A 24,496-nucleotide genomic window follows, 5' to 3' on the forward strand; every position below is an offset into this window, starting at 1 on the left:
AGGGCACGGCCGCGCGGCGGTTCACGCCGTCCACGCAGGCTGCCGGCGGTGCGCCGGTGCCGGGCGGCCAGCCCCCGGGCGCGGTTCCGGCGATCCAGCCGCAGTTCCAGTTCCATCGTCCGCCGCCGCCGAACGCGTCGAACGAGGCGTCGCCGCCGGTCGGCCCGCAAGGCTCCGACACGCTGCAGAACCAGCCGCTCACCGCGCCGGCGCAATAAGCCCGCGCGCGGAAACAGGGCGGCATGCGCCGCCCGCCTTTAGACCTGTCGTGTAGAAAGCCATGAAGATTGCGATTGCCGGCGCATCGGGCCGTATGGGCCGGATGCTGATCGAAGCCGTTCTCAACGATTCCGACGCGCAGCTCGTCGGCGCGCTCGACCGCGCCGATTCGCCGTTCCTCGGCCAGGACGCCGGCGCGTTCCTCGGCAAGGAAACCGGGGTCAGGCTGACCGCCGATCTCGACGCCGTGTTCGCGCAGGCCGACTACCTGATCGATTTCACGCGTCCGGAAGGCACGATGGCCCATATCGAGGCCGCGCTGCGCCACGACGTGAAGCTCGTGATCGGCACGACCGGCTTCACCGCCGAGCAGAAGGCCGGGCTGCAGGCCGCGGCGGGCAAGATCGGCATCGTGTTCGCGGCGAACATGAGCGTCGGCGTGAACGTCACGCTGAAGCTGCTCGAATTCGCGGCGAAGCACTTCTCGCACGGCTACGACATCGAGATCATCGAGGCGCATCACCGCCACAAGGTCGACGCGCCGTCGGGCACCGCGCTGATGATGGGCGAAGCGGTCGCCGGCGCGCTCGGGCGCTCGCTCGACGATTGCGCGGTGTACGGCCGCCACGGCGTGACGGGCGAACGCGATCCGTCGTCGATCGGCTTCGCGGCGGTGCGCGGCGGCGACATCGTCGGCGATCACACCGTGCTGTTCGCCGGGATCGGCGAGCGCATCGAGATCACGCACAAGTCGTCGAGCCGCGTGTCGTATGCGCAGGGCGCGCTGCGCGCGGTCCGCTTCCTGTCGGCGCGCGGCGCCGGCCTGTTCGACATGCAGGACGTGCTCGGCCTGCGCTGACCCCACGGGGAAACTCCGATGGCGATACCCACCGGCGTTGTCCACTACCTCGAAAGCGGCGATGCGATCACGCATGCCGTCGCCTATGTGCTGCTGGCGATGTCCGTCGCCAGCTGGTGCTTCCTCCTCATGAAAGCCTGGCTGCTGGTCCGCGCGAAGCGGCAGGGGCCGCGCGCGCTCGCCGCGTTCTGGCGCGCGCCGTCGCTCGACGCGGGCATAACCGCGCTCGCCGGCGCCGATCGCGAGCGCGTGTTCGTGCCGCTCGCCGAAGCCGCGCGCGATGCGGCCGACGATCACGACCCGGCCGCGCTGGCCGCGCGCGTCGAGCGCGGCGAACGCGTGCTGCGTGCGTTGCGGCACGCGATGCTGCGCTCGCAGCGGCGCCTCGAATTCGGCCAGGTGCTGCTCGCGTCGATCGGCAGCACCGCGCCGTTCGTCGGGCTGCTCGGCACCGTGTGGGGCATCTATCACGCGCTCGGCAGCATCGCCGCGAGCGGGCAGGCGCAGATCGAGAGCGTCGCGGGGCCGGTCGGCGAGGCGCTGATCATGACCGCGTTCGGGCTCGTGGTCGCGATTCCCGCGGTACTGGCCTACAACATCCTCGGGCGGCTCGTGCGGCAGCTCGCCGAGGAACTCGACGGTTTCGCGCGCGACCTGCACGTGTTCGTCTGCGCGCAGGAAGCCTGACGCGCCCATTCCGGAGGAGCGACCATGGCATTCGGCGGACTCGAGCACCACAAGACGTCCGCGCCGATGGCGGAGATCAACATGACGCCGCTGATCGACGTGATGCTGGTGCTGCTCGTCATTTTCATCATCACCGCGCCGCTGATGACGCACGCGATCCGGCTCGACCTGCCGAAGGTCGCGGCCAGCGTTGCGCGCGACACGCCGCAATCCGTCACCTTGTCGATCGACGACGCGGGCAAGCTGTACTGGGACGACACGCCGGTGGCGCTCGACGCGCTGCCCGCGCGCTTCCGGGCCGCCGCCGCGGGCGGTGCGCCGCCCGAGCTGCGGCTGCGAGCGTCGCGCGCGACCCGCTACGACGTGATCGCGCAGGTGATGGGCGCCGCGCAGGCCGCCGGCCTCACGCGGATCGGCTTCGTGACCGACGTGCCGCCGCAGGCGGGCGGTTCTGCGGCGGCGCCTGCCGTGCCGGCCAACCGCTGAGCGGATCCGGCGGGCCTGTCCCTGGCGCAGGATCGGGCCGCCCGCCGCAAGACCGGTCGAATGGGCCGGCGCGGGCGGTATAATCAACGTTTTTCCCGGTTGGCAGGCTCTTTTCAGGTAACCCGGAATTTTCCAGGCTACCCGGGCATGCTGCGGGTTGCCCGGAAAATTCCCGGAAACCGTGAACAGGTCGGCAACAGCGAACCTGCCGGTCCGCCGGGCAAGCACGATTTTCGATCCACTCCTGCGCGCGCCGTCGCGCCGCTTAAAGCCTAGTCCGAACCACACCATGCACGAGAGATACGTACCCGCCGACGTCGAAGCCGCCGCCCAGGGCGACTGGCGCGCAGCCGATGCCTACAAGACGCAGGAAGATTCGCAGAAGCCGAAGTTCTACTGCGTGTCGATGCTGCCGTACCCGTCCGGCAAGCTGCACATGGGTCACGTGCGCAACTACACGATCAACGACGTGATGTACCGCTATCTGCGGATGAACGGCTACAACACGCTGATGCCGATGGGCTGGGATGCGTTCGGGATGCCGGCCGAGAACGCCGCGATGGCGAACGGCGTGCCGCCCGCGAAGTGGACCTACGACAACATCGACTACATGAAGGGCCAGATGCAGTCGATGGGCCTCGCGATCGACTGGTCGCGCGAGATCGCGACGTGCAAGCCGGACTACTACAAGTGGAACCAGTGGCTGTTCCTGAAGATGCTCGAGAAGGGCATCGCGTACAAGAAGACGGGCACCGTGAACTGGGACCCGGTCGACCAGACCGTGCTCGCGAACGAGCAGGTGATCGACGGCCGCGGCTGGCGCTCGGGCGCGCTCGTCGAGAAGCGCGAGATCCCGATGTACTACCTGCGCATCACGCAGTACGCGGATGAGCTGCTGAACGACCTCGACGGCCTCGGCTGGCCCGAGCGCGTGAAGATCATGCAGCAGAACTGGATCGGCAAGAGCTTCGGCGTGAACTTCGGCTTCCCGTACGAACTCGACGGCGAGAAGAAGCTGCTGCGCGTGTTCACGACGCGCGCCGATACCATCATGGGCGTCACGTTCTGCGCGATCGCGGCCGAGCATCCGCTGGCCACGCGCCTCGCGCAGGACAAGCCCGAGCTGCTCGCGTTCATCGACGAATGCAAGCGCGGCGGTGTCGCCGAGGCCGACGTCGCGACGATGGAGAAGAAGGGCGTCGCGACGGGCTTCTCGGTCACGCACCCGCTGACCGGCGAGCCGGTCGAGGTGTGGATCGGCAACTACGTGCTGATGAGCTATGGCGAAGGCGCGGTGATGGGCGTGCCGGGTCACGACGAGCGCGATTTCGCGTTCGCGAAGAAATACGACCTGCCGATCAGGCAGGTGATCTCGGCCGAAGGCCAGCAGTACTCGCTCGACGCGTGGCAGGAGTGGTACGGCGACAAGGAAACCGCGGTCTGCGTGAACAGCGGCAAGTACGACGGCCTGCGCTACACGGAAGCCGTCGACGCGGTCGCGGCCGACCTGAACGCCGGCGGTTTCGGCGACAAGCAGGTCACGTGGCGCCTGCGCGACTGGGGCGTGTCGCGCCAGCGCTACTGGGGCACGCCGATCCCGATCATCCACTGCCCGTCGTGCGGCGACGTGCCGGTGCCCGAGCAGGATCTGCCCGTCGTGCTGCCGGAAGACCTCGTGCCGGACGGCTCGGGCAACCCGCTCGCGAAGTCGGAAGCGTTCCTGAACTGTTCGTGCCCGAAGTGCGGCGCGGCCGCGAAGCGCGAAACCGACACGATGGACACCTTCGTCGATTCGTCGTGGTACTTCTCGCGCTACACGGCGCCGGACGCCGAGACGATGGTCGACGCGCGCACCGACTACTGGATGCCGATGGATCAATACATCGGCGGCATCGAGCACGCGATCCTGCACCTGCTGTATTCGCGCTTCTGGACCAAGGTGATGCGCGACCTCGGCCTCGTGAAGTTCGGCGAGCCGGCGAAGAACCTGCTCACGCAGGGGATGGTGCTGAACGAGACGTTCTACCGTGAAGACGCTTCCGGCAAGAAGACCTGGTACAACCCGGCCGACGTGACGGTCACGCACGACGACAAGGGCCGCCCGGTCGGCGCGACGCTGAATACGGACGGCCAGCCGGTCGTGCTCGGCGGCATCGAGAAGATGTCGAAGTCGAAGAACAACGGTGTCGATCCGCAGGTGCTGATCGACCAGTACGGCGCCGATACCGCGCGCCTGTTCACGATGTTCGCCGCGCCGCCCGAGCAGCAGCTCGAGTGGTCGGGTGCGGGTGTCGAGGGCGCGAGCCGCTTCCTGCGCCGCGTGTGGAGCTTCGGTGCGACGAACCGTGAAGCGCTCGCCGCGCGCGCGGGCTTCGATGCGGCCGCGCTCGGCGAAGCCGACAAGGCGCTGCGCCGCGAAATCTACAGCGTGCTGAAGCAGGCCGATTTCGATTACCAGCGCCTGCAGTACAACACGGTTGTGTCAGCCGCGATGAAGATGCTGAACGCGATCGACGGCGCGAAGGGCGCGACGCCCGGCGTGCTGCGCGAAACGTACGGCGTGCTGCTGCGCGTGCTGTACCCGGTCGTGCCGCACGTCACGTTCGAGCTGTGGAAGGCGCTCGGCTATGCGGACGAATTCGGCCCGCTGCTCGACGCACCGTGGCCGAAGGTCGACGAGGCCGCGCTCGAGCAGGCCGAGATCGAACTCGTGCTGCAGGTGAACGGCAAGGTGCGCGGCGCGCTGAAGGTCGCGAAGGACGCGAGCCGCGAGGCGATCGAAGCTGCGGCGGTGGCCGACGAAGCGTTCGCGAAGTTCAGCGACGGCAAGCCGGCGAAGAAGATCGTCGTCGTGCCGGGCCGCCTCGTGAACATCGTCGTCTGACGGCCGCCGGCCGTCGGACGTACCCAGAAGGAGCGAAGGTGATCCGCAGATCGTTTTTGATGCTCGCCGTCGGCAGCGCGGTCGCGCTGTCGGCATGCGGCTTCCAGTTGCGCGGCCAGCAGGACTACGCGTTCAAGCACCTGCTGATCGTCGGCGCGCCGGCGCCGGTCGAGGCGCGCTTCGTGCGCCTCGTCGAGGCCGGCAGCGACACGAAGATCGTCAAGTCGGCGGACGACGCCGACGCCGTGCTGCGCATGTGGGAGTCGCGCGGGCAGAATACGCTGACGCTCAACAAGTTCGGCTCGGCGCAGGAATACGCACTGTTCTATACGCTGAGCTACACGCTCACGAGCAAGGACGGCACCGTGCTGATCCCGCCGAGCGCGATCGCGCTGAATCGCGCGATGACGTACAGCGACCAGTACACGAACGCGAAGGCGCAGGAAGCCGACATCCTGTACGGCGACATGCAGAACGACGCGGTCGACCAGCTGATGCGGCGTCTCGCGATCGTCCACTCGCTGACGCCGGCGCCGGAAGACGTGGTGCCGGGTGTCGCGCCGCGCGCGCCGTTGCCGCCGCCGCCGCTCTGATCGACGGCATACGCACCGATGCAATTGCGACTTGATGCACTGGAGCCGCACCTCGCGAAGGGGTTGGCCGGGCTCTATACCGTGTACGGCGACGAGCCGCTGCTCGCGCAGGAGGCGTGCGACCGCATTCGTGCGGCCGCGCGTGCGGCCGGTTTCACCGAGCGTTCGGTGCATACGGTCGAGCGCGGTTTCGACTGGAGCGTGCTGCTCGGCGCGACCCAGGCGATGTCGCTGTTCGGCGAGCGCCAGCTGATCGAGCTGCGCATTCCGTCGGGCAAGCCCGGCAAGGAAGGCGCCGACGCACTGAAGACGCTCGCGGCCACGCCCAACCCCGACGCGCTGATGCTCGTCACGTTGCCGCGCCTCGACGCGGCCACGCAGAAATCCGCCTGGTTTACCGCGCTGCAGAACGGTGGCGTCGCGCTGAAGATCGATCCGGTCGACCGCGCGCAGCTGCCGAACTGGATCGGCCAGCGTCTCGCGATGCAGGGCCAGCGCGCCGCGCCCGGCGAGGACGGGCGGCGCGCGCTGCAGTTCATCGCCGAGCGCGTCGAAGGCAACCTGCTCGCCGCGCACCAGGAAATCCAGAAGCTCGGGCTGCTGTATCCGCAGGGCGCGCTGTCGTTCGAACAGGTGCACGACGCGGTGCTGAACGTCGCGCGTTACGACGTCTTCAAGCTGAACGAAGCGATGCTCGCCGGCGACGCCGCGCGGCTTGCGCGGATGATCGACGGGCTGAAGGGCGAGGGCGAGGCGATTGTGCTGGTGATGTGGGCCGTCGTCGAGGAACTGCGCACGCTGCTGCGGATCAAGCGCGGCACGACGGCCGGCAAGCCGCTGGCGACGCTGCTGCGCGAGAACCGCGTGTGGGGGCCGCGCGAGCGGCTGATTGGCCCCGCGCTGAACCGTGTGTCGGAAGCCGTGCTCGAGAAGGCACTCGCGTTTGCCGCGAAGCTCGACCGGCAGGTCAAGGGGCTCACGGCCGTCGTGCCGGGCCGGCGCACGCAGGACGAGCCACCGCCCGATCCGTGGGACGGGCTGTTCCAGCTCGCGATGACGGTGGCCGGTGCCTGCGGCGAGCGACCGCCGACCGCGGGCCGCGTGCGACGCTAAGTCCCGTCCGGGCCTTCAGCGCGCGCTGCGCAACCCGCATACAATGTTTCGATCACGGGCGCGGCTCTCCGGCCGCCGTCCACGCTTCCCCACGAATTCATGCCGCCCAGCGCGGCGCGCTTCTCGAGTCACACGATGGATATCGATCAGTACATGACCGACCTGGGCCGTCGCGCCCGGCACGCTTCCCGCGCGATGGCGCGCGCCAGCACGGCCGCGAAGAACGCGGCACTCGACGCTGTGGCTCGCGCGATCGAACGCGACGCGCAGGCACTGAAGGACGCGAACGCCCGCGATGTCGCCCGTGCCCGTGAAAAGGGGCTCGATGCAGCGTTCGTCGATCGCCTGACGCTGTCGGACAAGGCGCTGAAGACGATGGTCGAGGGATTGCGCCAGGTTGCGTCGCTGGCCGATCCGATCGGCGAGATCGGCAACCTCAAGTACCGCCCGAGCGGAATCCAGGTGGGCCAGATGCGGGTGCCGCTCGGCGTGATCGGCATCATCTACGAATCGCGCCCGAACGTGACGATCGACGCGGCCGCGCTGTGCCTGAAGTCGGGCAACGCGACGATTCTGCGCGGCGGCTCCGAAGCGCTCGAATCGAACGCGGCGCTCGCGAAGCTGATCGGCGAAGGGCTCGAAGCCGCCGGCCTGCCGCAGGATGCGGTGCAGGTCGTCGCGACGGCCGATCGCGCGGCGGTCGGCAAGCTGATCACGATGACCGAATACGTCGACGTGATCGTGCCGCGCGGCGGCAAGAGCCTGATCGAGCGCCTGATCAACGAGGCCCGCGTGCCGATGATCAAGCACCTCGACGGCATTTGCCACGTGTACGTCGACGATCGCGCCGACCTCGGCAAGGCGCTGACCGTCTGCGACAACGCGAAGACGCACCGCTACGGCACCTGCAACACGATGGAGACGCTGCTCGTCGCGAGCGGTGTCGCGGCGAAGCTGCTGCCGCCGCTCGGCCAGCTGTATCGCGACAAGCAGGTCGAGCTGCGCGTCGATGCGGCCGCGCGCGCGGTGCTCGCCGATGCGGGCGTCGGCCCGCTCGTCGATGCCACCGAGGAAGACTGGCACACCGAGTATCTCGCGCCGGTGCTCGCGATCAAGGTCGTCGACGGCCTCGACGCCGCGATCGAGCACATCAACCATTACGGCTCGCATCACACGGATGCGATCGTCACCGAGGATCACGACCGCGCGATGCGGTTCCTGCGCGAAGTCGATTCGGCGAGCGTGATGGTCAACGCGTCGACGCGTTTCGCGGACGGTTTCGAATTTGGCCTCGGCGCGGAAATCGGCATCTCGAACGACAAGCTGCACGCACGCGGCCCCGTCGGCCTGGAAGGGCTGACGTCGCTGAAGTACGTCGTGCTCGGGCACGGCGAAGGCCGCCAATAACAAGCGAGGCACACAACCGATGGCGATGCTCTGGGTCAAGACGTTCCATATCGTTCTGATCGCCGCGTGGTTCGCGGGGCTCTTCTACCTGCCGCGCATCTACGTGAACCTGGCGATGGAAACCGATCCGGCCGCCGTGCGGCGCCTGTTGCTGATGGCGCGCAAGCTGTTCCGCTTCATGACAATGATCGCGGTGCCGGCGCTGGCCTGCGGGTTGTGGCTGTGGCTTTCGATCGGCATCGGGCAGGGGCAGGGCTGGATCCACGCGAAGGTGACGGTCGTGCTGCTGCTCATCGTCTATCACGCCTATTGCGGGCACCTGCTGCGGGTGTTCGAGCGTGGCGAGAACCGCCGCACCGACAAGTGGTATCGCGTGTTCAACGAGCTGCCGGTGCTCGGCATGCTCGCGGCGGTCGCGTTGGTCGTGATCAAGCCGTTTTGAGCGGCGCGGCCGGCGCGGTTGCCGGTGCGGAACCCTGCGCAGCGGCGCCCCTCGGGGCGCCGTTCGTCGTTTACGCGCGCGCTGCCTGCCGCCTGCTCAATCCTTCGTGCCGTCGTCGATCCGCCGGCGCGTGATCGCCTCCTTCGCGCGGCCGACCCGTTCCATGAGCGCGGGGCCGCGCGACAGCGCGACGCCGACCGCGAGAATGTCGCCGATCGCGAGATGCGACATCCGCGACGTCATCGGCGAGAACACGTCGGTTTCCTCCGCGACGTTCGACGCGAGGCTCACTGTCGCGAGCTTCGCGAGCGGCGAATGGCTCTGCGTGATCGCGACGACTTTCGCGCCGCACGCGAGCGCGGAGCGCGCGGCGTCGACGATGTCGCGCGTGCGGCCGGTGTTCGAGATCGCGACGACGACGTCGTGGGGCCCGAGCAGCGCCGACGACATCGAGAACGTGTGCGGGTCCGAATACGCGACGCTCGGCACGCCGAGCCGGAAGAACTTGTGCTGGATGTCCTGCGCGGCGATGCCGGAGCCGCCGGCGCCGTAGAACTCGATCCGCGATGCGTTCGACAGCAGCGCGATCGCTTCGGCGACGCTGCCGGCCGACAGGCTGTTGCGCACCTCGATCAGCGCGCCGATCGTACGGTCGAACACCTTGCCGATGATGCCGGGCGCCGGTTCGTCGGGCTCGACGTCGCGATAGACCGACGACACGCCCGGCGCGACGCTCTGCGCGAGCCGGATCTTGAATTCGCGGAAGCCGCTGCAGCCGAGCGCCTGGCAGAACCGCGCGATCGTCGGCTGGCTGACGCCCGCGCGCGTCGACAGCTCGGTCATCGCGAGGTCGAGCACCTCGCGCGGCGCGGCGAGGATGTAGTCGGCGAGCTTGCGCTCGGACGGGCGCAACTCGGCGCGGATCGCTTCAATGCGGGGCAGCATGGACGGGCAGGCAGAAATCGGGTTCGGATGAGCGAGTGTATCGCAATCGAATTGTAGAAAATCTACATGAAATTACTAGCTGATATGTCGGCATTTTATGGCATGCGGGATACCGATGATTAGGGTTTTCACTAGGTAAAGCCTTGCTGGTGGCGGGAATAAGGGTTGCGCACATGCGGATCGACATTGCGCGCTTGTAGTTTTTCTACTAGACTGGCTTCGTTCGTTCGACGCACTCGATCGTTCCCACGATTCCAACCGCCGGTGTCGGCCGGCATACAGGAGCGCCCAGCATGACATCGCTGCACCCCACTCTGGCGAAGGTCACCGAACGCGTGATCGCCCGCAGCCAATCGACCCGTTCCGCCTATCTGCAGCGCATCGACGGCGCGCAGGGCAAGTTCCCGGCACGCGGCGCACTGTCGTGCGCGAACCTCGCGCACGGTTTCGCGGGCCTCGAGGGCAACGACAAGTTCTCGATCAAGGCGATCCGCGAGCCGAACATCGGCATCGTGTCCTCGTACAACGAGATGCTGTCCGCGCACGCGCCGTACAAGGATTTCCCCGAAATCATCAAGGCGGCCGCGCGCGAGAACGGCGGCGTCGCGCAGTTCGCGGGCGGCGTGCCGGCGATGTGCGACGGCGTCACGCAGGGCAACCCGGGGATGGAGCTGTCGCTGTTCTCGCGCGAGGCAATCGCGATGGGTACGGCGATCGCGCTCACGCACAACATGTTCGACGCGGCGCTCTGCCTCGGCATCTGCGACAAGATCGTGCCGGGCCTGCTGATCGGCGCGCTGCAGTTCGGCCATCTGCCGACGATCTTCGTGCCGGCCGGCCCGATGACGAGCGGTCTGTCGAACGACGACAAGGCGAAGATCCGCCAGCAGTTCGCGACCGGCCAGGTCGGCCGCGACGCGCTGCTCGAAGCCGAATCGGCCGCGTATCACGGCCACGGCACCTGCACGTTCTACGGCACCGCGAACAGCAACCAGATGCTGATGGAGCTGATGGGGCTGCACCTGCCGGGCTCGGCATTCGTTCATCCGCACACGCCGCTGCGCACCGCGCTGACGGCCGAGGCCGCGCGCCGCGTGCTCGACCTGACCGTCGAACGCGGCCACTACACGCCGATCGGCCACGTGATCGACGAGAAGGCGATCGTCAACGGGATCGTCGCGCTGCTCGCGACGGGCGGCTCGACCAACCACACGCTGCACCTCGTCGCGATCGCACGCGCGGCCGGCATCCTGATCGACTGGAACGACTTCGACGAACTGTCGGCCGTCGTGCCGCTGCTCGCGAAGATCTACCCGAACGGCAAGGCCGACGTGAACCACTTCCACGCCGCGGGCGGCGTGGCCTTCCTGGTGCGCAACCTGCTCGAAGGCGGGCTGCTGCATGAAGACGTGACGACCGTCGCGGGCAAGGGCCTGTCGCACTACACGAAGGAGCCGAAGCTGATCGACGGCAAGCTGACGTGGGTCGACGGCGCGGCCGAGAGCCACGACACGAAGGTGCTGCGCGGCATCCGCGACCCGTTCCAGCCGGACGGCGGCCTGCGCCTGATGCAGGGCCGGCTCGGCCGCGGCGTGATCAAGATTTCGGCGGTCGCGCCCGAGCACCGCAAGGTGACGGCGCCCGCGATCGTGTTCGATTCGCAGGAAGCCGTGCAGGAAGCCTTCGATCGCGGCGAGCTGAAGCGCGATTTCGTCGCGGTCGTACGCTTCCAGGGCGCGCGCGCGAACGGGATGCCCGAGCTGCACCGTTTGACGCCCCTGCTCGGCGTGCTGCAGGATCAGGGCTTCCACGTCGCGCTCGTCACCGACGGCCGCATGTCGGGCGCGTCGGGCAAGGTGCCGGCCGTGATCCACGTGTCGCCGGAAGCGCTGCTGGCCGGCCCGCTCGGCAAGGTGAAGACGGGCGATACGCTCGTGATCGACGCCGAAGCCGGCGTGCTCGACATCGAGGTCGACGCCGCCGAGTGGCAGGCACGCCCGGTCGCGCAGCCGCTGCACCAGGCCGAGAACGAGGTCGGTTTCGGGCGTGAACTGTTCGGCGTGTTCCGCGCGGCCGCCGCGCCGGCCGAGCAGGGCGCATCGGTTTTCGGCGCGCTGGTCGGCGAATCGGCCGCCCACGTCGCCGCATGAATTTCAAGGAGCCAATTCAATGAAGACGATTGCTGAAATCGTGAAGCTGGGCCCGGTCATCCCGGTGCTCGCATTCGACTCGGTCGAGCAGGGTGAACACGTGTCGCGCGCGTTGCACGCGGGCGGCGTGAAGGTACTCGAGATCACGCTGCGCACGCCGGCCGGCCTGGAAGCGATCCAGCGCGCGAGCCAGCTCGCCGACGACATCGTCGTCGGCGTCGGCACGATCACGAAGCCCGAGCATTGCGAGCAGGCGAAGCGCGCGGGCGCGAAGTTCGGCGTGTCGCCGGGGCTGACGAAAGAGCTGCACCTCGCGTCGCTCGACGCGGGCCTGCCGCTGCTGCCGGGCGTGATGACGCCGAGCGACATCATCCAGGCACTCGAATTCGGCTACGAGATCGTGAAGTTCTTCCCCGCTCAGCAAGCGGGCGGCGTGCCGATGCTGCAGGCGTTCCACGGCCCGTTCCCGGCGCTGAAGTTCTGCCCGACCGGCGGCATCACGGTCGAAACCGCCCCGAATTTCCTGAAGCTGCCGAACGTGGTGTGCGTCGGCGGCTCGTGGCTCACGCCGAAGGCCGCGCTCGCCGCGCAGGACTGGGCCGAAGTCACGCGTCTCGCGCAAGCCGCGAGCCAGCTTCCCCGTTAAGACTTGTACGGAATGATGGTTTGACCCTCGGAAGACAAGCGCTTAGTGCTTGTTTTACCGAGGGTTTTTGCTGATGGAACCGGTTCTATCCGCGAACCGTAAAGATAAGTAAAATTCAGCGTCCTGACGGTGGGGGTCTCCCCGCTGTTTCGGAGACCTGCATAGCCGGGCATACTCGCAACGATCGCCCGGTTCGAATAATCCCAAGGAGGAGTCCACATGGGGGCTGTCCAAGGCAGCATGCTGCTCATCTATACCGTGATCGCGATCGTGGCGTTGATCGTGATGATCGCGCGGTTCAAGATCTATCCGTTCCTGGTGCTCATCATCGTGTCGCTCGGCCTCGGCCTGGTGGTCGGGATGCCGATGGACAAGATCGTCAAGTCGTTCGAGACGGGCAACGGCAATACGCTCGGCCACATCGCGATCGTCGTCGGCCTCGGCACGATGCTCGGCAAGATGATGGCCGAATCGGGCGGCGCCGAACGGATCGCGACCACGCTGATCGACTGGTTCGGTGAAAAGAACATCCACTGGGCGATGATGTTCGTCGCGATCATCGTCGGCCTGCCGGTGTTCTTCGAAGTCGGCTTCGTGCTGCTGATCCCGATCGCGTTCAACGTCGCGAAGCGCACCGGCAAGTCGCTGCTCGTCGTCGGCCTGCCGATGGTGGCCGGCCTGTCGGTCGTGCACGGGCTGATCCCGCCGCACCCGGCCGCGCTGCTCGCGGTCCAGCAGTACGGCGCCGATATCGGCAAGACGATCGCATTCGGCCTGATCGTCGGCGTGCCGACCGCGATCGTCGCGGGCCCGCTGTTCGCGCTGACGATCTCGAAGTTCGTGAAGCTGCCGGAGAACAACCCGCTCGCCGCGCAATTCGTCGACACGCACACCGAAGGCAAGAAGCGCGAACTGCCGGGCTTCGGCATCACGCTGTTCACGATCCTGCTGCCGGTGATCCTGATGCTGGTCGGCAGCTGGGCCGACCTGCTGTTCGCGCCGAAGACGCTGCCGAACAACCTGCTGCGCTTTGCCGGCAACTCGGACGTCGCGCTGCTGATCGCCGTGCTCGTGAGCTTCTTCACGTTCGGCAAGCTGCAGGGCTTCAACCGCGACCAGATCCAGAAGTTCTGCGGCGAGTGCCTGGCGCCGATCGCCGGGATCACGCTGATCGTCGGCGCGGGCGGCGGCTTTGGCGGTATCCTGCGTGATAGCGGGATCTCGCAGCAGATCGTCGCAACGGCCACGCAGGCGCACCTGTCGCCGCTGCTGCTCGGCTGGTTCGTCGCCGCGCTGATTCGTCTGGCCACGGGCTCGGCAACGGTCGCGATGACGACGGCCTGCGGCATCGTCGCGCCGATCGCGGCGGCATCGGGGGCGGCGGTCCGTCCGGAGCTGCTGGTGCTCGCAACGGGCTCGGGCTCGCTGATCTTCTCGCACGTGAACGACGGCGGCTTCTGGCTGATCAAGGAATATTTCGGGATGACGGTCGGCCAGACGTTCAAGACCTGGACGCTGCTCGAAACGATCATCTCGATTCTCGGTCTGAGCTTCACGCTGCTGCTGAGCATGGTTTTGTAACAAGGGGTAGTCAATGATTCTGATCGCAATGGGCGTGTCGGGCGCGGGCAAATCGCGAATCGGCGAAATGCTGGCGGAACGCCTGTCGTGCAGCTATACCGACGGCGACGCGTTTCACAGCGCGGCGAACAAGGAAAAGATGCACCACGGCATTCCGCTGACCGACGACGACCGCTGGCCGTGGCTGCGCACGATCCGCGCGGCCATCGAGGAAAAGCAGCGCGCGGGCGAGACGGCCGTGTTCACGTGCTCGTCGCTGAAGCGGTCGTACCGCGACGTGCTGCGCGGCACCGACACCGACGTGCGGTTCGTGTATCTGAAGGGTTCGTTCGAGGTGCTGCACGAGCGCCTGAAGAGCCGCACCGGCCATTTCTTCGATCCGTCGCTGCTGAAGAGCCAGCTCGACACGCTCGAGGAACCGGGCCCGGACGAAGCGATCGAGGTCAGCATCGAGCTGACGCCCGAACAGATCGTCGATCAGGTCATGCTGAAGATCGGCATCGCGCAGCAGCACTGAGCGCGGTTCGCGGCATTCATCACGCAAAAGGCGCCCCGAGGGGCGCCTTTTGCGTTGGTGGCCGGCGGGCCGGTCAGGCCGTGGGCGCCTGCTTCGCGATGCCGTCGAGCAGTACGTCGAGCATCGTGTCGTGCACGGCTGCCGGATCGAGCTGCGCGTAGAGCGGGGCGGCCGCCTTGACGAGCGGATGCGCGGCGTCCGACAGCGCCTCCATTTCCGCGAGCTCGACGTCGTTCGCGGCGCGCGTGAGGCCGCCGGCTTCGGCCGCGGCAAGCCCGATCACGCTCGCATACCAGCCGACGCAAACCGATGGCAGCGCCGCGCGCGGGATGCCGGCGTCGGCCAGCGCGCGATGCACGGCCTCGATGTGCGCGAGATCGGCCGGCCCGGTACTCATGTGCCGCTGCAGCAGTGCGAAGGCGGCCGGGTAGCGCAGCGCGAGCGCGCGGTACTGGCGCGCGAGGTCTCGCAGCCGTTCGCGCCACGGCAGTGTGGCGTCGACCGGCACGAGTGAGCGCGACAGCGCGTTCGCGATCGCGCGGCTCAGGCCTTCCTTCGACTTGAAGTGGTACAGCACGCTCATCGGGTCGCAGCCGATCGACTGCGCGAGCTTGCGCACGCTGAACGCGGCTTCGCCGACGTCTTCGAGCAGCGCGAGCGCTGCCGCGACGATCGCATCCTTGTCGAGGCCGCGCGGGCCTTGGGCGGGTTTGTCTTTCATCGATACGGGCCGGTGTGCCGGTGCGGCACCGGCTGTAAACTTGACGAAAGCATATTCTACACTGTAGAATTATTTCTGCGGTGTAGAAATCGGGTGTCCCGGCACCTTTCAATACGTGCTTTCGCACAGTCCGGGATCCAGGCGGCACGAGCGTGCCCGCCGTCAACACGGGCCATCGCGCCCCTTTTCTCGTTGACACCCATGTGGAACCGGCTGCCCCACCCGCGAAGCCAGAAGGCTCTTCGACAGGCGGCCCAAGACCATGCAAGTGCAATCATGACTTTCAACAATCAACCCCTGATCCAGGGCGAATCGCGTTTCGAGCAAACGCAACTGAACATCGAAAAAGACAACTGGAACTGGTGCGATCCGGCCCGTCACGACGGCGAGCGCCCGGCGAACTGGTACGAGGCGTCGCTGTCGCGCCATGAAAACACCGCGCCGCTCGCGCACGACGCGGTATGCGACGTGCTCGTGATCGGCGCGGGTCTGCTCGGCGCATCGGCCGCACTGCATCTCGCCGAAGCGGGCGTCGACACGATCCTCGTCGACAAGCACCACGTCGGCTCGGCCGCATCGGGGCGCAACGGTGGGCAACTGACGCCCGGCCTCGCGCGCTGGGAAGCGGCCGACATGATCGACCACCTGTCGCACGACGACGCGAAGCGGCTGTGGCGCTTCGCGTCGACCGAATCGATGGACCTGATCGATACGATCGGTGCGCGTTACGCGCTCGAGCTTGACCGCAAACGCGGGCACATCACGGCGGCCGTCCACCCCGGCCACATGAGTGCGCTGCTGGACGGCGCGGATGCGCGCCGTCATCTCGGCGACGCGGGCGTGACGCTCGTCGGCCGCCATCAACTGCACGACGAATACGTGCGTTCGGGGCTGTACCACGGCGCGGCGATCGATGCGATCGGCGGGCAGATCCATCCGCTCGCACTGGTGCGCGGGCTCGTCCACGGTTTCCGCCTTAACGGCGGCACGCTGTACGAAGGCACCGAGGTACTCGAGCTCGACGAGACGCCCGCGGGCGTCGTCGCGACGACGCCGGGCGGCACGATCACCGCCCGCAAGGGCGTCGTGCTCGCGCTGCACAACACGACGTTCCGGCTGCTCGACGACGGCGCCGCGACGACCGTGCCGTTCTTTACCTATGTGAGCGTGACGGCGCCGCTCGACGTCGACGTCGCGACGCTGATGCCGGCCGGCATGCCCGTGTACGACACGCAGTTCCAGATCGACTACTACCGGCCGGTACGCGGCAACCGCCTGCTGTTCGGCGGGCAGGGCACCGGCACGTGCTGGGCGCAGCCCGACGTCAACGCGTATCTGCTGACGCGGCTGAACACGGTGTTCCCGCAGGTCGACGGCCAGTTCGCGCTCGATTACTGCTGGAGCGGCGTCAGCGACTTCACGCTGAACGGCGCGACCGACAGCCGCAAGACCGACGGCCGCGTGCCGATGTACATGGTGCAGGGCTGGAGCGGCCACGGCGTCGCGCAGACGGTGCGGATCGGCAAGGCGATCTGCGACGATTTCGTCGGACGCAACGACGATTTCTCGATGCTGACCGGCATCGACCATCGCGCGATTCCGCTTGGCCGCCAGTTGTCGCCGATCGCGATCCCGGCGGCGAAGGCTGCGATGAGCGTGATGAGCGCGCTCAATCCGGGGCGGATGATTTCGTTCTGAGCGGACGCGGCACGCCATGAAAAAGCCCGATGCGATTGCTCGCATCGGGCTTTTTTACGTACGGAGACGGGCGCTTACGCGATCCGCTTCGCGAGTTCGACGGCCTTGCCGATGTACGACGCAGGCGTCATCGCGAGCAGGCGATCCTTCGCGTCCTGCGGGATCGCGAGCGTGCCGACGAATTCCTGCAGCGCTTCGCGCGTGATGCCCTTGCCGCGCGTCAGTTCCTTCAGCTGCTCGTACGGGTTCTCGATGCCGTAGCGGCGCATCACCGTCTGCACCGGCTCGGCGAGCACTTCCCAGCAGTTGTCGAGATCTTCGTTCAGGCGCTGCGGATTCACTTCGAGCTTGTCGAGGCCGCGGATCAGCGAGTCGTATGCGAGCAGCGAGTAGCCGAGCGCGACGCCCATGTTGCGCAGCACCGTCGAGTCGGTCAGGTCGCGCTGCCAGCGCGACACCGGCAGCTTGTCGGCGAGGTGGCGCAGCGTCGCGTTCGCGAGGCCGAGGTTGCCTTCCGAGTTCTCGAAATCGATCGGGTTGACCTTGTGCGGCATCGTCGACGAGCCGATCTCGCCGGCCTTCGTCTTCTGCTTGAAGTAGCCGACCGAGATGTAGCCCCACACGTCGCGGTCGAGGTCGAGCAGGATCGTGTTCGCCCGTGCCACGGCGTCGAACAGCTCGGCCATGTAGTCGTGCGGCTCGATCTGGATCGTGTACGGGTTGAACGTGAGCTTCAGGCGGTTTTCGATCACGTCGCGCGAGAACGCTTCCCAGTCGAATTCCGGATACGCGGACAGGTGCGCGTTGAAGTTGCCGACCGCGCCGTTCATCTTGCCGAGGATCTCGACCTTCTCGATGCGCGCGATCGCGCGGTCGAGACGGGCCGCGACGTTCGCGAGCTCCTTGCCGAGCGTCGTCGGGCTGGCCGGCTGGCCGTGCGTGCGCGACAGCATCGGCTGGCCGGCCAGCGCGTGCGCGAGCGCGACGAGGCGCTGGTGGACCGTGCGCAGCGCCGGCACGATCACGTGCGTGCGCGCACCGGCGAGCATCATCCCGTGCGACGTGTTGTTGATGTCCTCGGACGTGCACGCGAAGTGGATGAATTCACTGGCCTTTTCGAGTTCTTCCTGGCCCTTCACCGATTCCTTCAGCCAGTATTCGACGGCCTTCACGTCGTGGTTCGTCACGCGCTCGATTTCCTTGATGCGCGCGGCGTCGTGGGCGGTGAAGCGCTCGGCGAGCTGCAGCAGGAACTGCTCGGAGGCTTCCGAGAAGCGCGGGACTTCCGCGAAGCCGGCGCGCGACAGCGCGATCAGCCAGTGCACCTCGACGGTGACGCGGTGGCGCATGAAGGCGGCTTCGGAGAGCCAGTCGCGCAGCGCTTCGGTCTTGCTGGCGTAGCGGCCGTCGATGGGCGAGAGCGCGGTGAGGGCGAAAAGCGTATCGGGACGAGTGTCGGACATGATCGGGCGGGCTTTGAGGGCCGGGTCGAGCGAGGAGGGAGAATCCGGCATTTTACCATCGGCGCGGGACGATTCCGGCCGCGCCCGGCGAGCTGCCGCCGCCGCGTGCCGACGCCATGCCGGCGCCCGCATCCGGCAGCGCGCCGGGCCGCTTGCGTGGCCGCCGGCCGGGCCCGCCCGCCGGTAGAATGCAGGCTTCTTCCCGACCGCCGCCCGCCGCGCCCGCCTGCATGGAACTGAAATGGCTCGAAGACTTCGTTTCGCTCGCGGAAACGCGCAGCTTTAGCCGGTCCGCCGAGCTGCGGCACGTGTCGCAGCCGGCGTTTTCGCGGCGCATCCAGGCGCTCGAGGCATGGCTCGCGACCGAATTGATCGATCGTTCGGTCTATCCGACGCGGCTGACGCAGGCCGGGCAGATCTTCTACGAGCAGGCGCTGACGATGCTGTCGCAGGCGCACGAGGCGCGCACGCTGCTGCGCGGCCATGTCGGCGCGCCGGTGCCGACGATCGAGTTCGCGGTGCCGCACACGCTGTCGCTCACGTATTTCCCGCGCTGGCTGCAGCGGATCGAGGCGAAGATGGGCCAGGTTCACACGCGGCTGCGCGCGCTGAACGTGCACGATGCGGTGCTGTCGCTCGTCGAGGGCGGCTGCGATCTCGTGATGGGCTACCACCACCCGAGCCACCCCGTCGCGCTCGACCCGGCGCGATACGACATGCTGATCCTCGGCAGCGAGCCGATCAGCCCGTTCTCGGCGCCGGGCCGCGCGGGGCGGCCGCGCTATACGCTGCCCGGCACGGCCGACGCGCGCGTGCCGTACCTGTCATATACGCCGAACGCGTATCTCGGCCGGATGACGGAGGTCATCGTCGCGAATGCGTCGACGCCGCTGTTCCTCGATCGCGTCTATGAAACCGACATGGCCGAAGGGCTGAAGGCGATGGCGCTCGCGGGCCACGGCGTCGCATTCCTGCCGCACAGCGCGGTCGAGGATGCGGTGGCGGGCGGCCGCCTGATCCGGCTCGACCGGTCGGTGCGCGGCGGCGCGCATCCGTTCACGCTGACGATGGAGATCCGGCTGTACTGCGACAAGCTCGCGCTGCAGGGCGACGATCCACGACAGAAGCTCGTGCGTGCGTTGTGGGACGTCGTGCGCGACGAACTGCGCGAATCCGCGGGTTAACCGTGGGCGGTTAACCGTCGATCGTCCGGCCCGGCCGGCTGTCGTCGGGCTTGCGGTGCCTGTCGGGCACCTTCCCGGCGGCCGGCCTGCGCCCGCGCAACACGATTTCTCGAGCACGCGATGCACGGCCGATCGCGGGCGTTCTTGCGCAAATCGACCGCAGATTTGCGAAAAATCGCGATCATGCAAGAAACGCATAATCGAATAAGCAAACGGCATTGGATAAAAAAAACGGGTTTTTCGACAATGTGCGCACTTCGTTGAACGTTGGAGCATCCATGTCTTCGCAACAGCAGTCCATCCCGTCCTACCTGCACGCCGACGATCTCGGCCCGTGGGGCAACTACCTTCAGCAGGTCGATCGCGTCGCACCGTACCTCGGCTCGCTGTCGCGCTGGCTCGAAACGCTGAAGCGTCCGAAGCGTATCCTGATCGTCGACTGCCCCATCGAACTCGACAACGGTACCGTCGCGCACTTCGAAGGCTATCGCGTGCAGCACAACGTGTCGCGCGGCCCGGGCAAGGGCGGCGTGCGCTACCACCAGGACGTGACGCTGTCGGAAGTGATGGCGCTGTCGGCATGGATGTCGGTGAAGAACGCAGCAGTGAACGTGCCGTACGGCGGCGCGAAGGGCGGCATCCGCGTCGACCCGCGCAAGCTGTCGCGTGGTGAGCTCGAGCGCGTCACGCGCCGCTACACCAGCGAAATCGGCATCATCATCGGCCCGAACACCGACATTCCGGCACCGGACGTCAACACCAACGAACAGGTGATGGCGTGGATGATGGACACGTACTCGATGAACCAGGGCCAGACGTCGACCGGCGTCGTGACCGGCAAGCCGATCGCGCTCGGCGGTTCGCTCGGCCGCAAGGAAGCAACGGGCCGCGGCGTGTTCGTCGTCGGCTCCGAAGCGGCGAAGAAGAAGGGCCTGGAAATCGAAGGCGCACGCATCGCGGTGCAGGGCTTCGGCAACGTCGGCGGCATCGCGGCGAAGCTGTTCCAGGAAGCGGGTTCGAAGGTGATCGCGGTGCAGGATCACACGGGCACGATCTACCAGCCGGCCGGCCTCGATTCGAACAAGCTGCTCGACCACGTTGCCCGCACGGGCGGCGTCGCGGGCTTCGAAGGCGCGGAGCCGATGCCGAACGACGAGTTCTGGACGGTCGAAACCGACATCCTGATCCCGGCGGCACTGGAAAACCAGATCACCGAGAAGAACGCAGCGAAGATCCGCACGAAGATCATCGTCGAAGGCGCGAACGGCCCGACGACGACGGCGGCGGACGACATCCTGACCGCGAACGGCGTGCTCGTGATCCCCGACGTGATCGCGAATGCGGGCGGCGTGACCGTGTCGTACTTCGAGTGGGTGCAGGATTTCTCGAGCTTCTTCTGGACGGAAGACGAGATCAACCACCGTCTCGAGCGCGTGATGCGCGAAGCGTTCTCCGGCGTGTGGGCGGTCGCGGAAGAGCACAAGGTGTCGGTGCGTACGGCGGCGTTCATCGTGGCGTGCAAGCGCATCCTGATGGCGCGCGAAATGCGTGGCCTCTACCCCTGATCATTGACTATGATCCATTCATGACGCAATCCACCCGGTTGCGGATATGAACCCTCGCGGGCGGTGCCGAATCCGGCATCGCCCGCGCGCGCATTCGGGGCGCCTGGAGCCGGGAGGAAGGCTTTGTCAGGGGTGCTGCGACGTGCGGTAAACAACAGTACTTTCAAAAATATTACTTTGATACACTGGCGCGGGTTTTAGCCAAGGAGATGACCAAAATGAAATACCAAAAGGCAGTCCTGATGGTCGCGGCGCTTTGCGCGTTCGCAAGCGGCGCGCATGCTCAGGAGACGGGCACGCTGAAGAAGATCAAGGACACGGGCGTGATCTCGCTGGGCCACCGCGAATCGTCGATTCCGTTCTCCTACTACGACCAGAACCAGCAGGTTGTCGGCTATTCGCGCGAATTCCAGCTGAAGGTGGTCGACGCGGTGAAGAAGAAGCTGAACCTGCCGAACCTGCAGGTCAAGAACATCCCGGTCACGTCGCAGAACCGCATCCCGCTCGTGCAGAACGGCACGGTGGACATCGAGTGCGGCTCGACGACCAATAACACCGAGCGCCAGCAGCAGGCCGCGTTCTCCGACACGATCTTCGTGATCGGCACGCGCCTGATGACGAAGAAGGATTCGGGCGTCAAGGATTTCGCCGACCTGAAGGGCAAGACGGTCGTGACGACTGCCGGCACGACGTCGGAGCGCCTGCTGCGCAAGATGAACAACGACAAGCAACTCGGCATGAACATCATCAGCGCGAAGGATCACGGCGATTCCTTCAACACGCTGGAATCGGGCCGCGCGGTCGCGTTCATGATGGACGACGCGCTGCTCGCAGGCGAGCGCGCGAAGGCGAAGCAGCCGGGCGAGTGGGTGATCGTCGGCACGCCGCAATCGGAAGAAGCGTACGGCTGCATGATGCGCAAGGGCGATGCGGACTTCAAGAAGGTCGTCGACGACGCGATCTCGCAAGTCGAGAAGTCGGGCGAAGCCGCGAAGATCTACGCGAAGTGGTTCGAGAACCCGATCCCGCCGAAGGGGCTGAACCTGAACTTCCCGCTGTCCGATTCGATGAAGAAGCTGTACGCGAACCCGAACGACAAGGCGCTCGACTGACCGCACGGCCGTTGATGCAGAAATGACGCTAATGAGACGGAAGAGGCCACGCTTCTTCCGTCTCTTTTTGCTGGAGTCTTGCCCATGTCTTACCACTGGAACTGGGGCATCTTCCTGAGCCCCGTGTCGACCGGCGAGCCGACGACTTATTTCGGATGGCTGATGTCCGGTTTCTGGGTGACGATCGAAGTGTCGCTCGTCGCCTGGGTCATCGCGCTGATCGTCGGGTCGCTGTTCGGCGTACTGCGCACCGTGCCGAACAAATGGCTGTCCGCGATCGGCACCGTGTACGTGTCGATCTTCCGGAACATTCCGCTGATCGTGCAGTTCTTCGTCTGGTATCTCGTGATACCAGAGCTGCTGCCCGCGTCGATCGGCACCTGGATCAAACAGTTGCCGCCCACCACGCAGTTCTTCACCGCGTCGATCATCTGTCTCGGCCTGTTCACGGGCGCGCGCGTGTGCGAACAGGTGCGCTCGGGGATCAACGCGCTGCCGAAGGGCCAGCGCGCCGCCGGCCTCGCGATGGGCTTCACGCAATGGCAGACGTACCGCTATGTGCTGCTGCCCGTCGCGTACCGGATCATCGTGCCGCCGCTCACGTCGGAATTCCTGAACATCTTCAAGAACTCCGCGGTCGCGTCGACGATCGGCCTGCTCGACCTGTCCGCGCAAGCGCGCCAGCTCGTCGACTACACCGCGCAGACGTATGAATCCTTCATCGCGGTGACGCTCGCCTACGTGATCATCAACCTCGTCGTGATGGCGTTCATGCGCTGGATCGAAGGCCGCACGCGGCTGCCCGGCTATATCGGAGGCAAGTGATGCATCAGTTCGACTGGAGTAGTATTCCCGGCGCGATACCGACGCTGTGGACGGGCGCGGTCGTCACGTTCAAGATCACGCTGATCGCGATCGTTGTCGGCATCGTCTGGGGCACGCTGCTGGCGCTGCTGCGGCTGTCCGGCGTGAAGCCGCTCGCGTGGTTCGCGAAGGCGTACGTGACGGTGTTCCGCTCGATCCCGCTCGTGATGGTGCTGCTGTGGTTCTTCCTGATCGTGCCGCAGGTGCTGCAGGGCGTGCTCGGGCTGTCGCCGACGATCGACATCCGGCTTGCATCGGCGATGGTCGCGTTCTCGCTGTTCGAAGCCGCGTATTATTCCGAGATCATCCGCGCCGGTATCCAGGCGGTGCCGCGCGGGCAGGTGAACGCCGCGTTCGCGCTCGGCATGAACTACGCGCAGGCGATGCGCCTCGTGATCCTGCCGCAGGCGTTCCGCGCGATGGTGCCGCTGCTGCTCACGCAGGCGATCGTCCTGTTCCAGGATACGTCGCTCGTGTACGTGATCAGCCTCGCGGACTTCTTCCGCACGGCGGCCAACATCGGCGATCGCGACGGCACGACCGTCGAGATGGTCCTGTTCGCCGGCGCATGCTATTTCGTGATTTGCTCGTTGGCGTCTGCTCTCGTCAAGGGTCTCCAGAAAAAGGTCACAAGATGATTTCCATCAAGAACGTTTCGAAGTGGTACGGCCAGTTTCAGGTCCTCACCGACTGCACGACCGAGGTCAAGAAAGGCGAAGTGGTCGTCGTGTGCGGCCCGTCGGGCTCGGGCAAGTCGACGCTGATCAAGACCGTCAACGGTCTCGAGCCGTTCCAGCAGGGCGAGATCCTCGTGAACGGCCAGTCGGTCGGCGACAAGAAGACGAACCTGTCGAAGCTGCGCTCGAAGGTCGGGATGGTGTTCCAGCATTTCGAGCTGTTCCCGCACCTGTCGATCACCGAGAACCTGACGCTCGCGCAGATCAAGGTGCTCGGCCGCGGCAAGGACGAGGCGAACGAGAAGGGCCTGAAGCTGCTCGACCGCGTCGGCCTGAAGGCGCACGCGCACAAGTTCCCGGGCCAGTTGTCGGGCGGCCAGCAGCAGCGTGTCGCGATCGCGCGCGCGCTGTCGATGGACCCGATCGCGATGCTGTTCGACGAACCGACGTCCGCGCTCGACCCCGAGATGATCAACGAAGTGCTCGACGTGATGGTCGAACTCGCGCAGGAAGGGATGACGATGATGGTCGTCACGCACGAGATGGGCTTCGCGAAGAAGGTCGCGCATCGCGTGATCTTCATGGACAAGGGCGCGATCGTCGAGGACGACCGCAAGGACGATTTCTTCTCGAATCCGAAATCGGAACGCGCGAAGGACTTCCTCGCGAAGATCCTGCACTGA

The 24,496-nt window shown here is 66.5% G+C and carries 22 protein-coding genes and 1 pseudogene; 20 read left to right on the forward strand and 3 right to left on the reverse strand.

The genetic code is table 11. The features are described from left to right. The 9 genes and pseudogenes from ABY44_RS18080 to ABY44_RS18120 form a co-directional block, all read left to right on the forward strand. Positions 1–218: pseudogene (locus tag ABY44_RS18080) on the forward strand (outer membrane protein assembly factor BamE); the annotation flags it as partial. A 62-nt stretch (positions 219–280) separates the two neighbouring features. After that, positions 281–1,078 (forward strand): 4-hydroxy-tetrahydrodipicolinate reductase, encoded by a 798-nt coding sequence (gene dapB / locus ABY44_RS18085; protein WP_021159286.1) that lies wholly within the window; start codon positions 281–283, stop codon positions 1,076–1,078. 18 nt (positions 1,079–1,096) lie between these two features. Then, positions 1,097–1,765: a MotA/TolQ/ExbB proton channel family protein gene (locus ABY44_RS18090; RefSeq protein ID WP_027788388.1), complete on the forward strand. Its 669-nt coding sequence runs from the start codon at positions 1,097–1,099 to the stop codon at positions 1,763–1,765. 24 nt (positions 1,766–1,789) lie between these two features. Further along, positions 1,790–2,251, forward strand: coding sequence for an ExbD/TolR family protein (locus ABY44_RS18095; protein WP_059697829.1), 462 nt, complete (start codon positions 1,790–1,792; stop codon positions 2,249–2,251). 289 nt (positions 2,252–2,540) lie between these two features. Then, positions 2,541–5,135 (forward strand): leucine--tRNA ligase, encoded by a 2,595-nt coding sequence (gene leuS, locus ABY44_RS18100; RefSeq protein WP_059697827.1) that lies wholly within the window; start codon positions 2,541–2,543, stop codon positions 5,133–5,135. A 38-nt stretch (positions 5,136–5,173) separates the two neighbouring features. Then, positions 5,174–5,728: an LPS assembly lipoprotein LptE gene (gene lptE / locus ABY44_RS18105; RefSeq protein WP_027788385.1), complete on the forward strand. Its 555-nt coding sequence runs from the start codon at positions 5,174–5,176 to the stop codon at positions 5,726–5,728. 18 nt (positions 5,729–5,746) lie between these two features. Then, positions 5,747–6,841 (forward strand): DNA polymerase III subunit delta, encoded by a 1,095-nt coding sequence (gene holA, locus ABY44_RS18110; protein ID WP_431641531.1) that lies wholly within the window; start codon positions 5,747–5,749, stop codon positions 6,839–6,841. 135 nt (positions 6,842–6,976) lie between these two features. Further along, entirely contained in the window at positions 6,977–8,248 is a 1,272-nt protein-coding gene (locus ABY44_RS18115; RefSeq protein WP_060085815.1) for a glutamate-5-semialdehyde dehydrogenase, read from the forward strand. 19 nt (positions 8,249–8,267) lie between these two features. Continuing rightward, a complete protein-coding gene (locus ABY44_RS18120; RefSeq protein WP_011350935.1) occupies positions 8,268–8,690 on the forward strand; it encodes a CopD family protein in 423 nt (140 codons plus the stop codon). A 96-nt stretch (positions 8,691–8,786) separates the two neighbouring features. Here the strand turns inward: ABY44_RS18120 and ABY44_RS18125 are convergent, their stop codons facing one another. Further along, positions 8,787–9,635 (reverse strand): MurR/RpiR family transcriptional regulator, encoded by an 849-nt coding sequence (locus tag ABY44_RS18125; RefSeq protein WP_021158790.1) that lies wholly within the window; start codon positions 9,633–9,635, stop codon positions 8,787–8,789. 293 nt (positions 9,636–9,928) lie between these two features. On the opposite strand from ABY44_RS18125, the gene edd reads away from it, so the two are divergent. From edd to ABY44_RS18145, 4 genes are all read left to right on the forward strand, one after another. Further along, a complete protein-coding gene (edd, locus tag ABY44_RS18130; protein WP_021158788.1) occupies positions 9,929–11,785 on the forward strand; it encodes a phosphogluconate dehydratase in 1,857 nt (618 codons plus the stop codon). A 19-nt stretch (positions 11,786–11,804) separates the two neighbouring features. After that, a complete protein-coding gene (gene eda, locus ABY44_RS18135) occupies positions 11,805–12,431 on the forward strand; it encodes a bifunctional 4-hydroxy-2-oxoglutarate aldolase/2-dehydro-3-deoxy-phosphogluconate aldolase (RefSeq protein WP_011350938.1) in 627 nt (208 codons plus the stop codon). Between the two features lie 219 nt (positions 12,432–12,650). Continuing rightward, entirely contained in the window at positions 12,651–14,012 is a 1,362-nt protein-coding gene (locus ABY44_RS18140; protein WP_027788381.1) for a GntP family permease, read from the forward strand. A gap of 13 nt (positions 14,013–14,025) precedes the next feature. Further along, positions 14,026–14,529: a gluconokinase gene (locus ABY44_RS18145; protein ID WP_027788380.1), complete on the forward strand. Its 504-nt coding sequence runs from the start codon at positions 14,026–14,028 to the stop codon at positions 14,527–14,529. Positions 14,530–14,602: 73 nt separating this feature from the next. Here ABY44_RS18145 and ABY44_RS18150 read toward each other — a convergent pair whose 3' ends face one another. Next, a complete protein-coding gene (locus tag ABY44_RS18150) occupies positions 14,603–15,250 on the reverse strand; it encodes a TetR/AcrR family transcriptional regulator (protein ID WP_060169931.1) in 648 nt (215 codons plus the stop codon). Between the two features lie 276 nt (positions 15,251–15,526). On the opposite strand from ABY44_RS18150, the gene ABY44_RS18155 reads away from it, so the two are divergent. Beyond that, on the forward strand, positions 15,527–16,948 hold the full coding sequence (locus ABY44_RS18155; RefSeq protein WP_027788378.1) for an NAD(P)/FAD-dependent oxidoreductase: 1,422 nt from the start codon (positions 15,527–15,529) through the stop codon (positions 16,946–16,948). Between the two features lie 74 nt (positions 16,949–17,022). Here the strand turns inward: ABY44_RS18155 and purB are convergent, their stop codons facing one another. After that, complete coding sequence (purB, locus tag ABY44_RS18160) at positions 17,023–18,411, reverse strand: adenylosuccinate lyase (RefSeq protein ID WP_060169933.1); 1,389 nt, start codon at positions 18,409–18,411, stop codon at positions 17,023–17,025. Positions 18,412–18,641: 230 nt separating this feature from the next. Here purB and ABY44_RS18165 point away from each other — a divergent pair, with 230 nt between their 5' ends. The 6 genes from ABY44_RS18165 (at position 18,642) to ABY44_RS18190 (ending at position 24,496) form a co-directional block, all read left to right on the forward strand. Further along, positions 18,642–19,595, forward strand: coding sequence for a LysR substrate-binding domain-containing protein (locus tag ABY44_RS18165; RefSeq protein ID WP_027788376.1), 954 nt, complete (start codon positions 18,642–18,644; stop codon positions 19,593–19,595). Between the two features lie 278 nt (positions 19,596–19,873). Beyond that, positions 19,874–21,160, forward strand: coding sequence for a Glu/Leu/Phe/Val family dehydrogenase (locus ABY44_RS18170; RefSeq protein ID WP_021163078.1), 1,287 nt, complete (start codon positions 19,874–19,876; stop codon positions 21,158–21,160). A 218-nt stretch (positions 21,161–21,378) separates the two neighbouring features. Beyond that, the gene (locus tag ABY44_RS18175) at positions 21,379–22,272 is read left to right on the forward strand and encodes a glutamate/aspartate ABC transporter substrate-binding protein (protein WP_027788375.1); all 894 of its coding nucleotides are present in this window, start codon (positions 21,379–21,381) and stop codon (positions 22,270–22,272) included. An 84-nt stretch (positions 22,273–22,356) separates the two neighbouring features. Then, complete coding sequence (locus ABY44_RS18180; protein ID WP_027788374.1) at positions 22,357–23,097, forward strand: amino acid ABC transporter permease; 741 nt, start codon at positions 22,357–22,359, stop codon at positions 23,095–23,097. After that, the gene (gene gltK / locus ABY44_RS18185) at positions 23,097–23,774 is read left to right on the forward strand and encodes a glutamate/aspartate ABC transporter permease GltK (RefSeq protein ID WP_059697820.1); all 678 of its coding nucleotides are present in this window, start codon (positions 23,097–23,099) and stop codon (positions 23,772–23,774) included. Before ABY44_RS18180 ends, gltK begins: the two co-directional genes overlap by 1 nt. Continuing rightward, entirely contained in the window at positions 23,771–24,496 is a 726-nt protein-coding gene (locus ABY44_RS18190; protein ID WP_027788372.1) for an amino acid ABC transporter ATP-binding protein, read from the forward strand. The genes gltK and ABY44_RS18190 overlap by 4 nt, the downstream gene beginning before the upstream one ends.

This window comes from Burkholderia sp. ZZQ-2 (assembly GCF_050768715.1).
Taxonomy (GTDB): domain Bacteria; phylum Pseudomonadota; class Gammaproteobacteria; order Burkholderiales; family Burkholderiaceae; genus Burkholderia; species Burkholderia cepacia.

Coding starts and splice junctions, on each gene's coding strand:
- dapB (WP_021159286.1), top strand. CDS start 281: ATGAAGATTGCGATTGCCGGCGCATCGGGCCGTATGGGCCGGATGCTG.
- ABY44_RS18090 (WP_027788388.1), top strand. CDS start 1,097: ATGGCGATACCCACCGGCGTTGTCCACTACCTCGAAAGCGGCGATGCG.
- ABY44_RS18095 (WP_059697829.1), top strand. CDS start 1,790: ATGGCATTCGGCGGACTCGAGCACCACAAGACGTCCGCGCCGATGGCG.
- leuS (WP_059697827.1), top strand. CDS start 2,541: ATGCACGAGAGATACGTACCCGCCGACGTCGAAGCCGCCGCCCAGGGC.
- holA (WP_431641531.1), top strand. CDS start 5,747: ATGCAATTGCGACTTGATGCACTGGAGCCGCACCTCGCGAAGGGGTTG.
- ABY44_RS18115 (WP_060085815.1), top strand. CDS start 6,977: ATGGATATCGATCAGTACATGACCGACCTGGGCCGTCGCGCCCGGCAC.
- ABY44_RS18120 (WP_011350935.1), top strand. CDS start 8,268: ATGGCGATGCTCTGGGTCAAGACGTTCCATATCGTTCTGATCGCCGCG.
- ABY44_RS18125 (WP_021158790.1), bottom strand. CDS start 9,635: ATGCTGCCCCGCATTGAAGCGATCCGCGCCGAGTTGCGCCCGTCCGAG.
- edd (WP_021158788.1), top strand. CDS start 9,929: ATGACATCGCTGCACCCCACTCTGGCGAAGGTCACCGAACGCGTGATC.
- eda (WP_011350938.1), top strand. CDS start 11,805: ATGAAGACGATTGCTGAAATCGTGAAGCTGGGCCCGGTCATCCCGGTG.
- ABY44_RS18140 (WP_027788381.1), top strand. CDS start 12,651: ATGGGGGCTGTCCAAGGCAGCATGCTGCTCATCTATACCGTGATCGCG.
- ABY44_RS18145 (WP_027788380.1), top strand. CDS start 14,026: ATGATTCTGATCGCAATGGGCGTGTCGGGCGCGGGCAAATCGCGAATC.
- ABY44_RS18150 (WP_060169931.1), bottom strand. CDS start 15,250: ATGAAAGACAAACCCGCCCAAGGCCCGCGCGGCCTCGACAAGGATGCG.
- ABY44_RS18155 (WP_027788378.1), top strand. CDS start 15,527: ATGACTTTCAACAATCAACCCCTGATCCAGGGCGAATCGCGTTTCGAG.
- purB (WP_060169933.1), bottom strand. CDS start 18,411: ATGTCCGACACTCGTCCCGATACGCTTTTCGCCCTCACCGCGCTCTCG.
- ABY44_RS18165 (WP_027788376.1), top strand. CDS start 18,642: ATGGAACTGAAATGGCTCGAAGACTTCGTTTCGCTCGCGGAAACGCGC.
- ABY44_RS18170 (WP_021163078.1), top strand. CDS start 19,874: ATGTCTTCGCAACAGCAGTCCATCCCGTCCTACCTGCACGCCGACGAT.
- ABY44_RS18175 (WP_027788375.1), top strand. CDS start 21,379: ATGAAATACCAAAAGGCAGTCCTGATGGTCGCGGCGCTTTGCGCGTTC.
- ABY44_RS18180 (WP_027788374.1), top strand. CDS start 22,357: ATGTCTTACCACTGGAACTGGGGCATCTTCCTGAGCCCCGTGTCGACC.
- gltK (WP_059697820.1), top strand. CDS start 23,097: ATGCATCAGTTCGACTGGAGTAGTATTCCCGGCGCGATACCGACGCTG.
- ABY44_RS18190 (WP_027788372.1), top strand. CDS start 23,771: ATGATTTCCATCAAGAACGTTTCGAAGTGGTACGGCCAGTTTCAGGTC.